The organism is Saccharopolyspora shandongensis (assembly GCF_900106995.1).
Taxonomy (GTDB): domain Bacteria; phylum Actinomycetota; class Actinomycetes; order Mycobacteriales; family Pseudonocardiaceae; genus Saccharopolyspora; species Saccharopolyspora shandongensis.
In genome coordinates, this window is record NZ_FNOK01000037.1 from 85,808 (window position 1) to 98,586 (window position 12,779).

Here is a 12,779-nt window from a genome sequence, read left to right on the forward strand (position 1 = left end):
CGTGCTCGTCAGCCTGAGCTCGACTGCGCGTTCGTGCCGAGCAGGCGGGCATTTCGGTCGTCTCGATGATCGAAACGCTGCCCGCCGAGTTCGTCACCACAGCCTGGGAAGGCGTCCTGCATTGCAGCGTGACTTCCGTCCACAGTGGTCGCTCCACGCAGCTGTGGGACGCCACGGTCACCGAGGACCGAACAGCCGCAGTGTTCCGCTGCACCCAGCTCATCCTCTGGCCGCGGTAACCGATGACCGTCGCCGACCCGATCCGGCGTGATCCGTCCGAGCCGTTAGAAGTCCGGGACCTGGGTGAAAGCCCGTCGGACTGGGCGCTGGTCTCCGCACCCGTGCGATCCTGCTCGACGGCGTCGCTGTGCACGCGTTTTCGCGCTCCCTTGCGCCCCGAGCCGGGAAGAGATCCTCCTACGGTGCCGCAGCCCCCTGCTCGCCGGTTGTGTGAACGGCACGTTCAAGGAGTTCTTCGGCGGTGTCAAGTGTTCAATGCACCAGTTGTTGATCTTCAGGAGGGGGTGCGGGCGGTGTGTTGGTTCAAGATAATCAATATTTTCAGTGTTGATTGAATGTTATTTGGTCGTCGTGGTGCTGGGCTGGTTGGGCGAGTGGAGCAGGACACGGTCGCCGGGCAGTAGGCTGCTGCAGTGCCGGACCGGGGCGGGAAGCCGCAGATGTCCCTGCTTGGTGATCTTGAACACGCCATGGGTGTCGGTGTGGATGATCAGAAGGCGGCGGCTTTCGCGGATGGCCAGTCGGGTTCCGGGTGTCCAGCCCAGCGCGCAGAGCACCGCCTGATCGGCGATGCGTCCCCGGCCATCGACTGCCGCCAGCCCGTACACCACGCCACGCTCGTGTGGTGCCGGGACGACGGGGAGGGGAAGCGCTCGGCGGGTGCCGACGGCCCCAGGGCGTCCTGCCGCCGAGGTGCTGTCCTGTCGCGCAGGTATTGCGGAGGGGACCACCGGCCTGATCACGGAGCCGGTCACATCGACCACCCCCACCAGACGTGATGGGGTAGCCATAGGAACGCTGAATCAGCGTATTGGAGTGCCTTCAAAACTGGCACGTCAGATGTAGCAGGTATGCCACATTTTTGTGTCCGAGGGGGGAGTTGCACACTATCCACCCGGCTCGTGCTTCCCGAAATTGGTTGAGGCAGGGGTATATCGCTGTCCCGCCTGTTGCCGGCGGACGCGAAAAAATCTGGGTGGGCGGACAGTTCGGTCCGGATCGGCGGACATGAAATCTCCGGATGGGTGGACTTGAGATCTCCGGGACACGCCTGAACTGCAATGCAGGGAGGGAACCCTCCGGCGGGGTTGGCTCTGATTGCCGATCAATGCCGACCCCGTTCCGGAGGGATCCCGTGACCAAGTCTGACAGGGAGATCATGGAGATCTTGGAAGCGTTCGACCTCACCCGCTGCGCGCACTCGGCTGCGGAGCTGGCTGGGGTGGACGAGAAGACCGTGAAGCGTTATGTCGCGATCCGCGACGTTGGGAAGGATCCGCTGGTGAGGACGCGGCGGGCCCGTTCGATTGACCCGTTCCTGGGCAAGATCGAGGAACTGGTGGACAAGTCCCAGGGTCGGGTGCGGGCGGATGTGGCGCATCAGCGCTTGGTGGCGATGGGGTTCACCGGCACCGACCGCACCACGCGGCGGGCGGTGGCCGAGGCGAAGGCGGCGTGGAAGGCCGGGCACCGGCGCAAGTACCGGCCCTGGCTGCCTGAGCCGGGCATGTGGTGCCAGTTCGACTGGGGCGAAGGCCCGCGAGTTGGTGGGCGTCGCACGCAGTTGTTCTGCGCGTGGCTGTCGTGGTCACGATACCGGGTCGTCATCGCGAACTGGGATCAGACGCTGGCACTCTGGTGTCTTGTGTGGACACGGTGTTGCGCCGATTCGGTGGCGCGCCAACGTATCTGCTGACTGACAACCCGAGGACGGTGACGATCGACCGGGTGGCTGGGGTTCCGGTGCGGCATCCGGACATCGTTGCGGCAGGCCGGCACTACGGCTGCAAGGTCGAAACGTGTGAGCCGTTCGACCCGGAGTCTAAGGGCGGTTCGGAGCACACGGTGAAGATCGCCAAGGCGGACCTGGTGCCCACGACCGCGAATCTGCTGCCGGCCTACTCGTCGTTGGCCGAGCTGTCGGACGCGTGTTTCCAGTGGTGCGAACGCGTCAATGCCCGGGTGCATCGGGAGACCGGGGCGACGCCGGTGGAGCGGCTGGCCGTCGAGCGGCAGCATCTGCATGTGCTGCCGCTCGAGCCGCACGCGATCGCCCTGGGCGAGGAGCGCCTGGTGGAGACCGATCAGACGATCCGGTTCGGGTCGGTGCGTTACTCCACCCCGGACGGACACCAGGCCAGCAAGGTCTGGGTTCGGGTGGCCGGTGAAGATCTGGTGATCACCGGCCGGACGTCGGCCGGGCTGGCTGAGATCGCCCGGCACGAGTTGTCCACCCCAGGCAACCCGCGCATCGTCGACGCCCACTACCCGCACCACCCCGGCGGGAACCTGCCCCGCCCGCCGAAAGTGCGGGCTCGCACCCCGGAAGAGGTCGCGTTCCTCGCCCTGGGCGAAGGGGCCAGGCGCTGGCTGGTCGAGGCCGCCGCCACCGGGGTGACCCGCATCCGCGTCAAGATGGCTCGCGCGGTCGAGTTGGCCGCGGTGCTCGGCGCCGACCGGGTCGATGAGGCGCTGGGGCTGGCCGCGATCGCCGGCCGGTTCGCCGAGGCAGACCTCGCCGCGATCTGCGACCACCTCGCCGCCCGCGGGCCCGCCGACGACGTGGTCCGCGCCGATGAGAACCACTCGGTCCAGCCAGGCACCCGCGGCTGGGAGGTGTTCGGCGCATGAGCAGCCCCAAAGCACCCGCCATCCCCGACGAGCTCGACCGGCTACTGCGCCGGATGCGGCTGCCCTACCTGCGCAAGGCCGCGCCCGACGTGCTCGCCACCGCCCGCGCCCAGCGCTGGGATCCCGCCGAAATGCTGCGCGTCCTGCTCGACGAGGAGGCCACCGGCCGGGCCTCGGCCACCCGCCGACAGCGACGCAAGACCGCGAACTTCCCCACCGGCAAGACGTTCTCCACCTGGCAACCCGAGGAATCCTCCATCCCCGAGGCCACCCAGAACGCACTATCCACCCTGGAATGGATCAGCAGGCACGAGAACCTGGCGGTCGCCGGACCGAGCGGCACCGGCAAAGGCCACTTCGTCGAGGCCCTCGCCCACGCGGCCATCGAAAACGACATGCGCGTCGCATGGTTCACCATGGAAACCCTCACCACCGCCGTCGGCAAAGCCAAGGTCGACGGCACCATCGCCCGCGCCATCAGCAAGATCTCGGCTGCGACCTCATCGTTGTCGACGACATCGGCATGCTGCCCACCGGACAAGACGCCGCCGAAGCGTTCAACCGGATCATCGACGCCGCCTACGAACGCCGCTCCATCGCGGTCACCAGCAACATCCACCCCAGCGGCTTCGACTCGATCATGCCCAAAACCCTCGCCACCGCGACCGTCGACAGACTCCTGCACCACGCCCACCTGGTCACCACCAAAGGCGACTCCCACCGACTCGCCGAAGCACTCGCCGGCAAGGGGGTGATCCCCTTGAACTGACCATCCCCCGGAGAACTCCTGTCCATCAACCCGGAATCCTCATGTCCGCCATCCCGGAGGCAGTCCACCCACCCGGACTACCAAACGTCCGTTGACACCTGTCCCGCCGGGAGTCCGCCTGGGACGCATTGATGGGCCGGGCGGGTTTGCCTTGTGAGCTGTGAAAAAGCCGACTGGTGCACGGTCGGGACAGGTGCTGTCGGGTGTCCCAACGTGTGCCCGAACAGCCCCCGTGGCCCTTGTAGCGGGTGCTCGGTTTCGGGACACGGTTACCTGTCCCGCTACAGCTATGTGGGGAACGTCGCTGCCCTGGTGTGGAGGGTCCAGACGGCGCACAAGATCAACCCAAAGTACCTCCGCTACCACCGCGAGCCACACAGCTTTAGGGACAACGGCTGATCCTTGCCCGTACCCAAGGAAGGATCTCCATCCGCCGTCGAGTAGCGGCCTCTTCGACAGGAAAGACGTGATCAAGCGCTTAAGCTGGCATTTGCTGAGGACCCAGTGGTGACGACCGCTCACACCCCGCACCCAGCGACACCCGGAACCAGCGGCCGTAAAGCCCCTCGCAACCGGAGGGCAAGGGCCGACACCCACCCCAGCGCCTGCGCTGGAGCTCTCCTCCTGCCAGTCGTCGAAGTGATGTCTGGTAACAACTGGGGCGCAGAAAACGACGCTTGCAACGTGATCTCTCGCTACGCGATCCTCTGCCGAGGCTGCCAAGAGCGATTTGTCATTCATCTTACGGTAGCACCCAGCAACTTGACGCGCTTCTATTTACCATGCCCAGCGTGCCGTGTGCCTATCCGAGGACGCATGCAGGGAAACGAATTGAAAACACTTAAGGTTGATTTCGACGCCGAAATGCTCAACAGTGAGCCAGAGTCGAAACTCGCCGTTACCGTCGATCCTCATGTTCCGAGTAATTTTATGGCTGCGGAAATGGGCGAATTTGGTTCCGCGCCGACCATGACCCTCCTTCATCTCGCCGGTGAGAGCAACGTTACGAACCTATTCACGCACCTCAAGCGAGCACGTTTCGCCGCCGAGAAGCTTTGGCCGGAGGTTCGACGCATATACGAGTACTATTTGGAGGGCGACTGGGCGCGCTTTAACGCCTCTGGTGCCAACCTCCTCAGAGAGGAGTGGCAACCAGCGCATACGTGCCACGAGAGGTCATTAGCGGCACATAGGGCAGTCGAGATCGTACTTGCTCAGATCGTTGACGACAGGCACCTGGCGACTGCGAGATTTCTTCTGCGGTACCAACGCAAACATTACGCAGCTTTGCGAAACCTCAAGTATCGGTCTTTTATAGGGAAAGAAATAGATTCAGGAACTATTGGCCTGCTTCAACGCTACACTTTCGATACTCTCGAATTGTTTATCTCGAAATTCGATTCTTGGGAGATGGGCCAGTTGCGTCGACTCATACCGGACGAGCGCCACAGCCTGCTTAATGAGCCGTTCCGAGTAACGGTTCGCGACGCTGTGTGATCTTGGGGCGCGCCGAGCGGGGATGCGTGTGAAGACGCGGGATCCCTGCTACGAAGTGGTCTTCTCTCAGATCAACTTCACAGGGACCCCGCGTGTCTACGAGTGTCACATGTACCGCTGTTCTGGAGGTATCCGAGGACAGCGTCTTGTTCCTGTCCGGACTGCCGCACGCCGAGCGTCTCCGGCGGGGTACCCGCAAGGGACGGCGTGCGATGGGGACCTGCAAGCAGGCCGTTTTGGTGCTGCGCTGGTTCCTGGAAGACACCCGGATGGCGGTGCGGGCCAGGGACAACGCCGTCGCCTTGTCGACGGCGTATGAGTACCGGGACGAGGGCATTTCGGTGCTCGCCGCGCGCCGGCCGTCGCTGCACGGGGCGCTGCTGACGGCCAAGGCGGCTGGTCACTCGCATGTGATCGTGGACGGCACGCTGATCCACACCGACCGGATCTCCACCCCAGGCCCCATCCGCGGGGTGGATTTGTGGTGGAGCGGCAAGCACCGCCATCACGGCGGGAACATTCAGGTTGTCTCCGCCCCGGACGGATGGCCGCTGTGGACCTCCGACGTGCGACCCGGCCGGGAGCACGACATGAGTGCCGCCCGCGCCGACCCCGAACTGCTCACGCGGATCACCGACTGGATCACCGACGGCGCTCTCGCCCTTGCCGACCTCGGCTATGAAGGCGAGCCCGAGACCTTCACGATCCCGTGTAAGAAGCCCAAAGACGAGCAACTCACCATCGACCAACAGTCCTACAACGCCATCCACGGCGCCCTGCGCTGCCTCGGCGAGCGCGCCAACTCGCTACTCAAGACCACCTATAGGGCTCTACGTCGCTACCGCGGCTGCCCCTGGCGCCTCGGCGACATCGTCGCCGCCCTGGTCCTGCTCCACCACGAACACGGCCGCACCACATGATCAACCAAATTGATCACACAACGTCACGGGAGGTTACGCGGAAAGGCTCAATGGCGGAGGTAGCATCGGTGGGCCAGAAGTTGGGGGCGATCACCCAGCCTGTACCGTCGGACACTCGGGACTAAAGGCACTGGGGGCAGCGAATTCCCAGCCCTAGCCTTCTGGCTCTGATTCAGACAGAAGTGATCATTGGCGATCAGACCTGGGTGTTCGAAACAACACGGATCGGACTTGATCCGATCTCCGGCGAGGATGAGTACGAGACGGCCGTGACCGAGCCGGGTGACCGTATCTCCAAGCCCGTCCGGTACTGCTTGACGTCAGAACGGGCCCACGAGGTCCATCAGACGTTCGTGAACGCGTTGACCGCAACCACGAACGCCGTCACTGTCGCGAGCCGATCGCTCCCTTAGCCGAGGTGACCAGCTCGGCAACGTGCCCAACACTGTGTTGTCCGGCTTGCCCAGCTGCACCTGTGGTCAAGGTGACCATGCCGGATTTAGTTCTCGGCTTTGACAGTCACTCCGCCTGGCTCCGGGCCGCCTGTCTCCCGCTTCGCGCCCGGCTTGGACCGCCTGCAAGGCGAACTGGATCAACCACCCCGCCGCGAATGTTGATCACAGCGCTTATGCGAAGCGTCGCACACGCAACTATCCACAGTGGCCCCAATGGGCATGGGTTTGGGCATGAACGGTCGCCGATCATGCCCACAGAGCACCATGAGAGCGAGATCACACGCCCAATGACCAGGCGATACACCAGAGCCACAGCGTGAAGCCGACTCAAAATCCGTACAGTGTGCGTTCGAATCGCACCGGGGGCACTTTGTTGACCAGGCGAAACAGCCGGGCATACGGAACCGGCTGGATTCGTGCGCTGCCTGGGGATCACGGTCACTTCGGTGGCATTCGTAGGGCTCCGTCGAGGCGGATTACCTCGCCGTTGATCATCTGGTTGTCGATGATGTGTGCGGCGAGCGAGGCGAACTCTTCCGGTGTGCCGAGCCGGGGCGGATGGGGTACGCGCTGTTCGAGGGTTTTCCGTGCTTTGTCGGGAAGGCCGAGCATGAGGGGTGTGGCGAAGATGCCCGGGGCGATGGTGTTCACGCGGATCCCGTGTTCGGCCAGGTCACGCGCGGCGCTGAGCGTCAGCGCGGTGATACCGCCTTTGCTGGCGGCATAAGCGGCTTGGCCGATCTGGCCGTCGTAGGCGGAGATCGAGGAGGTCATGATCACGGCGCCTCGGTCGCCGTCGACCGGTTCGTTCGCGGACATCCGCGCGGCGGCGAGTCTGAGCACGTTGACCGTGCCGACGAGGTTGATGTCCAGCACCTGTTTGAACTCGTCGAGCGAGAGCGGGCCGCCGCTTCCCAGGATCCGCCCCGGTGTCGCGATCCCGGCGCACGTGATGACCACTCGCAGCCCGCCGAATCCTCAGCGGCATCGAGTGCACGTGACACTCCCGCTTCTTCTCGAACATCGGCGGGCACGAAAACCGCGCGTTCTCCGAGGGCGTCAGCTAGCGACTGACCTGAGGAGCAGGGCAGGTCGGCGATGACGACCGAAGCGCCTTCGCGGTACAGGCGCCGCACGGTCGCTTCGCCGAGACCAGAAGCACCTCCAGTCACCACAGCCGCCGTTGTCGGATCAATGCGCATGTTTCTCCTGGAATCGCGTGGGTTTCGGAAGCTGGCGAGTGCGTTCGTCAGTCAGCGTGAAGCTCGCGCAGTTTGAACCGCTGCACCTTCCCGCTGGGTGTCTTGGGGAGCGCGTCCACGAACCGGATCAGTCGGGGGTAGGCATGGGCCGAGTAACGCTCGCGCACGTGCGCCTGAAGCTCCCGAACGAGGTCGTCTCCGGGCTCGGCACCTTCGAGGAGAACGGCATAGGCCACCACGATTTCGCCGCGCACACCGTCCGGGTCCTTCTGCCCCACCACGGCGACGTCGGCGACAGCGGGGTGGGTGATCAGCACGCTCTCCACGTCGAACGGTCCAATCCGGTATCCGGCGGCCAGGATGACGTCGTCGTCCCGTGCGGTGAAGAAGAAGTAGCCGTCCTCATCGACACGTCCGGTGTCGCCGGTGAGGTACCAGGCGCCGTCCCCGGTGAAGCGCTCGTCGGTGCGCTCGGGCTCTCCCCGGTACCCGGTGAACCAGAACAGCGGACTCTTGGTCGACACCGCGATCCGTCCGTCGACGACGTCGGCGACGATGCCCGGCAGCTGCTGTCCCATCGACGCGTCCTTGAGCGGACGTGCCACGTTCTCGTGCGCGCAGTTGCCGATGACCATGCCCAGTTCGGTCTGCCCGTAGTGGTCGCGGATCTCGACGTCGAGGGTCTCGCGCGCCCACCGCACGATGTCAGGTGTCAGTGGCTCTCCCGCCGAACACGCACGCCGCAGCCGCACGCCCTCGACGAGGCCGCTGCGGCCGATGGCCCGGTACATGGTGGGTGCACCGGCGAAGTTGGTCACCGCCTGCCGTCGCAGGACCTCCGTGGTGAGCTCGGGGGTGAATCCGGCGTCCACCAGCAGGTTGCGCCGGGCCGCGGCCAGTGGTGTGACGATGCCGTAGTAGAGGCCGTAGGCCCACCCGGGGTCGGCCGCGTTCCAGTGCACGTCGTCCGCCGTGACGTCCATGGCGAAGTGCATGTACGACCGGAACCCGGCTATCGCCCGTACCGGCACCGGAACGCCCTTCGGCCGCCCCGTCGTGCCGCTGGTGTAGAGCTGCAGGAATGTGCCGTCGCCGCCAACCGTCTCCCGCCCGGTGTGGGGTTCACGGTCGGCAGCGGCCCGCTCCAACTGGTCGACGTCGAGTGCCGTGATCCCGGGAATCGGGTCGACCTTGGCACGCTGCGCGCGGTCGGTGATCACGAGCTCGGCGCCGGCCGCCTCGACGCGCAGCTGGACGGCTCCGGTGGCGAACGCGGTGAACAGCGGCACGTGGACCGCACCGAGGCGCCAGATCGCCACGAGCGTGACGATGAGTTCCGGTCGTTTTCCCATGAGCACCGGCACTCTGCTGCCGCGCCGCAATTCGTGGTCGGCGAGCACGGTGGCGAGTCGGCGGGAACGCTCGGCGAGCTCACCGAAGGTCAGGTCGTGCGTCCGCAGGTCGGCGTCGACGAAGGTGAAGGCGACCGCATTCGGGTCGTGCCGGTCGCACAGCAGCCACGCGACGTCGGCGTCCCGTGCGTCGTACTCGGCGAGCCAACCTTCGATGGTTGGACGGGTGTCGCTGGTCAACGCTGCCTCCCGCGGGCTGGTTCGGGATGGATTCGTCACGGCGCACGCTCCGGCGCCTGGCGGGACAGCGCCCGGATCGTGTCGACACCACCGGGGTCGATGATGTCGCCGTGGCGGGAGAGGTTGTTGGCGTGCCCGGCGATGTGCAGGGCGAACGCCGACTCCAGCGCCACGTCCTGGCCTTGGGCGGCGAGGCTGTTGTTGACGCTGGACTTCGCCAGCCGCAGCGCGTACTCGGGCATGCGTGCGATCCGCCGTGCGAGGTCGAGGGTGAAGTCCGCGAGGTCGTCGTCGGGGACCACGTGGTTGACCATGCCCAGCCGATGTGCGTCCGCAGCAGTCACAGGAGCGCCGGTGAACAGCATTTCCTTGGCCTTGCGCGCGCCCACCTCCCACACGTGGGTGAAGTACTCCGCACCGTTGAGCCCGAATGCCGCTACCGGATCAGAGAAGGTCGCCGATTCGCCGGCCACGATCAGGTCCATCGGCCACAACAGCATCAGCGCTCCGGCGATGCAACGCCCGTGGGCCTGGGCGATCGTGGGTTTGGGCAGATCGCGCCACCGGCGGCACATTCCCAGATAGGCCTCGCATTCGAACGCGTGCCTGCCCTCGACCCCGTCGGCGTCGAAAGCGCCCTCGAGGGTGGCCACGGACGGCCCGGGAATCCTCGAGTCGCGTTCGTTGAGATCATGTCCGGCGGAGAAGTCGGGTCCCGCACCAGCCAGGATGATCACCCGGACTGTCCGGTCCCGGACCGCGATCGCCAGCGCCTCGTCGAGGTCGTAGAGCATCTGGGGGTTCTGCGCGTTGCGACGCTCGGGCCGGTTCAGCACCACCCGCGCGATACCGGTCTCCGGGCTCTCGAGAAGCACGGACGAACTCATGCAACCCCCTCGTCCCCGTTGTGCCCCGCCGCCTCGAGGTACTGCTGCTTGAGCCGGCGCTTGAACAGTTTTCCGGTGTCCTCGCGCGGCAGCTCGTCGGCGAGCACCACTTCCCGCGGTACCTTGTAGCGCGCCAGGCGGGAGCCGACGTGGGTCCGGATCTCGGCCGGGTGGAGGATCGCGCCGGGGACCGGCTGGATGTGGGCGGCGAGCACCTCTCCCAGGTCGGGGTCGGGGATGCCGAACACGGCCACATCGGCGACCCCCTCGAGGTCGAGCAGGCACGCCTCGACCTCGGCGGGGTAGATGTTCACGCCGCCCGAGACGACCATGTCGTTGAGCCGGTCGCTGAGGTAGAGATAGCCCTCGTCGTCGAGGTGGCCGATGTCGCCGAGGGTGAGGTAGCCGTCCCTTTCCATCCGACGGCGTTTGGGCTCGTCATCGATGTAGGTGAAGTCCGGCCAGCCGGTGAAGCAGCGCCCGTAGACGATGCCGTCCTCGCCCACCGGCTTGTCAGTTCCGTCCTCTCCGAGGATGCGCACATCGGCATCAAGGATCGGGCGCCCGACGGTGCCGGGACGGCTCAGGGCCTCCGCCGTGTCGCAGGCAGTGAAGGCACCCACCTCGGCGCCGCCGTAGTACTCGTGCACGATCGGACCCAACCAGCCGATCATGGCTTCCTTGACGTGCCGCGGGCACGGCGCGGCCGCGTGCACGATGGCCTTCAGCGAGGAGAGGTCGTAGGAACGCCGCACCTGCTCGGGCAGCTGCAGCAGCCGGTTGAACATCGTAGGAACCATCTGCACGCTGTTGACGCGGTGCTCCTGCACCAGCCGCAGGAACTCCTCGGCGTCGAAGCGAGGCATGATGTGCAAGTTCATGCCCAGCGCGACGGCGAAGGTGGCGTGCACGTTCGGAGCGGAGTGGTAGAGCGGCGCCGGGATGAGGGTCGTCTCGGCTGGAGCCAGGTGCCACAGCTTCGCGATGTTGGCCAGCAACGTCGGGCGGTCGGCCACCGCGACCGGGTCGCGGAGCACTCCCTTGGCCCGCCCGGTGGTGCCGGACGTGTAGATCACGCTCATCGGGGCGGCAGGTGAGGGTTCGGTGCGGGGTTCGTGGTCGCCGATGCGCTGCGACAGCGTCGGCCACCTTCCGGTGGACGGCTGTTCGGCCAGCCCGTAGGCACACCGCACCCCGGGCGGTATCTCCGCCTCGATGATCGGCAGCCCGGGTGCGCTGGACTCCACGGCCGGCAGCAGGTCGGTGTGGACCACCGCGAGCCGGGAGCGGCTGTCGGCCAGCGCGTGTGCGAGGTCGTCCCCCGTCCAGTGCCAGTTGATCGGAACCGGGGCAGCCCCGACGAGCCCGACCGCGAGCGTCACCTCCACGAACGCGATGTCATTGCGCATGACAACGGCGACGCAGTCGCCCGGACCGATCCCGTCGGCGTTGAGGGCCGATGCCAGCCGCGCAGCACGGGTGCGCAGCGTCTCCAGCGACTGAGAAGTTCCGCCTGAGTGGATTCGCGGTTCGCTCATGCCAGGTCCCTTCTCAGTGGAAGTCGGCCGGAACCGGAGTGAAGGGCACCCGGCGCGTCCACTCCTGGATCGCCCGGCCAAGAACCTCGTCGTAACTCATGCCCTCGATGGGAGCCGCCTTCTCCACCTCGGCGAGCACCGCCGGCGGAACATCCGGGATGGACACGCCCGCGTGCTCGGCCCACTTCTGCGTCGAGTTGCGGAACTGGCGGGTGGTCACCGGCGAACCGATCACGTTGGCAGGGTCGGCCATCGCCCGTTCCGAGGTGACGAACACGACGCCTTCCTCGGTGAGCCGATCGAGGATCCGCTCGATGGTCGCACCGGCGACCGTCGTGCCGTGGATCAGCATGATGTGCGCCGGTGACCGGCCGAGCGCGGCAGTAGCCGCGGCTGCTTGGTTTTCTATCTGCTCGATCGCGGTGTCGACCAAGGTGTCCTCGATCCAGCGCTGCGCCGCCCGGTCCGTGAGCCGCAGGGCGCGGTCATAGGCGACCATGAACTGGGCGTCGTAGAACCAGAGCGTGACCGGGGAGGACAGGAACCCGTTTTGGCTCAGGTGAGTCTGGACCTGGCTCGTTTTGGTCGCGCTGTCGCCCTCCATGGCGAAGGCGTAGCGGAAGTAGCGCGACGGCGATGCCTCTATCCATCTGCTCAACAGCCGCTCGCTGGTCTCGATGTCGCGGAGGTAGGTGTCGACGTCCAGCCAGTTGAGGCTGATGTGCTGGTGCGTGTGGTTGCCGACGTAGTGCCCGGCGGCGCACCAGTCATCGAGGATGTCGAGCATGCGCGGATCTTCCTCCGTCGGCGCAGTGCTGTTGAAGGCGTAAACGCCGGGAACCCCATAGGCTTCAAATGCCTTCATCATCTTCTTCGACACGGTGTGCGGACCATGCCCTTCGGGAAACGGGATCCCGGTCCACTGGAATTGGTCGTCCACGGTGACCGCGACTTCGAGGCCTGAAAGCAGACCGCCAGAAGATTTCGACATCGGACTCTCCTTTGGGTTTGAGCGAAACTCGTGCCATCGTTGCGACAGACTCAAGCA

At 65.7% G+C, this 12,779-nt stretch carries 10 protein-coding genes and 2 pseudogenes; 6 read left to right on the forward strand and 6 right to left on the reverse strand.

The genetic code is table 11. The annotated features are described in order from the left end of the window. The first annotated feature begins 65 nt into the window (after window positions 1-65). Window positions 66-239, forward strand: a complete 174-nt coding sequence (locus tag BLW84_RS48530) for a hypothetical protein (RefSeq protein ID WP_218157540.1) — start codon at window positions 66-68, stop codon at window positions 237-239. 339 nt (window positions 240-578) lie between these two features. On the opposite strand, the gene BLW84_RS30655 is transcribed toward BLW84_RS48530, so the two are convergent. Continuing rightward, a complete protein-coding gene (locus BLW84_RS30655; protein WP_177226776.1) occupies window positions 579-851 on the reverse strand; it encodes a hypothetical protein in 273 nt (90 codons plus the stop codon). 524 nt (window positions 852-1,375) lie between these two features. On the opposite strand from BLW84_RS30655, the gene BLW84_RS49395 reads away from it, so the two are divergent. The 5 genes and pseudogenes from BLW84_RS49395 (at window position 1,376) to BLW84_RS30670 (ending at window position 6,057) form a co-directional block, all read left to right on the forward strand. Next, a complete protein-coding gene (locus BLW84_RS49395; protein ID WP_245761502.1) occupies window positions 1,376-1,936 on the forward strand; it encodes a hypothetical protein in 561 nt (186 codons plus the stop codon). 32 nt (window positions 1,937-1,968) lie between these two features. Then, complete coding sequence (locus BLW84_RS49400; protein ID WP_245761503.1) at window positions 1,969-2,871, forward strand: hypothetical protein; 903 nt, start codon at window positions 1,969-1,971, stop codon at window positions 2,869-2,871. 53 nt (window positions 2,872-2,924) lie between these two features. Further along, window positions 2,925-3,640 (forward strand): annotated as a pseudogene (locus BLW84_RS30665) (ATP-binding protein). An 816-nt stretch (window positions 3,641-4,456) separates the two neighbouring features. Further along, window positions 4,457-5,137 (forward strand): hypothetical protein, encoded by a 681-nt coding sequence (locus tag BLW84_RS46595; RefSeq protein WP_143061156.1) that lies wholly within the window; start codon window positions 4,457-4,459, stop codon window positions 5,135-5,137. 92 nt (window positions 5,138-5,229) lie between these two features. Then, window positions 5,230-6,057, forward strand: coding sequence for a transposase family protein (locus BLW84_RS30670; RefSeq protein ID WP_093272315.1), 828 nt, complete (start codon window positions 5,230-5,232; stop codon window positions 6,055-6,057). An 893-nt stretch (window positions 6,058-6,950) separates the two neighbouring features. On the opposite strand, the pseudogene BLW84_RS30680 reads toward BLW84_RS30670, so the two are convergent. The 5 genes and pseudogenes from BLW84_RS30680 to BLW84_RS30700 all read right to left on the reverse strand — a co-directional run. Further along, a pseudogene (locus BLW84_RS30680) lies at window positions 6,951-7,714 on the reverse strand (SDR family NAD(P)-dependent oxidoreductase). A gap of 47 nt (window positions 7,715-7,761) precedes the next feature. After that, window positions 7,762-9,306, reverse strand: a complete 1,545-nt coding sequence (locus tag BLW84_RS30685) for an AMP-binding protein (protein WP_177226777.1) — start codon at window positions 9,304-9,306, stop codon at window positions 7,762-7,764. A gap of 35 nt (window positions 9,307-9,341) precedes the next feature. Then, window positions 9,342-10,193 carry an enoyl-CoA hydratase gene (locus tag BLW84_RS30690; protein WP_093272322.1) on the reverse strand — a complete coding sequence of 284 codons (852 nt, stop codon included), beginning with the start codon at window positions 10,191-10,193 and terminating at the stop codon, window positions 9,342-9,344. Further along, the gene (locus BLW84_RS30695) at window positions 10,190-11,731 is read right to left on the reverse strand and encodes an AMP-binding protein (RefSeq protein ID WP_093272324.1); all 1,542 of its coding nucleotides are present in this window, start codon (window positions 11,729-11,731) and stop codon (window positions 10,190-10,192) included. Before BLW84_RS30695 ends, BLW84_RS30690 begins: the two co-directional genes overlap by 4 nt. A 13-nt stretch (window positions 11,732-11,744) precedes the next feature. Beyond that, window positions 11,745-12,779 (reverse strand): polysaccharide deacetylase family protein (locus tag BLW84_RS30700; protein ID WP_143061157.1); only part of this gene is annotated, 1,035 nt, incomplete at its 5' end.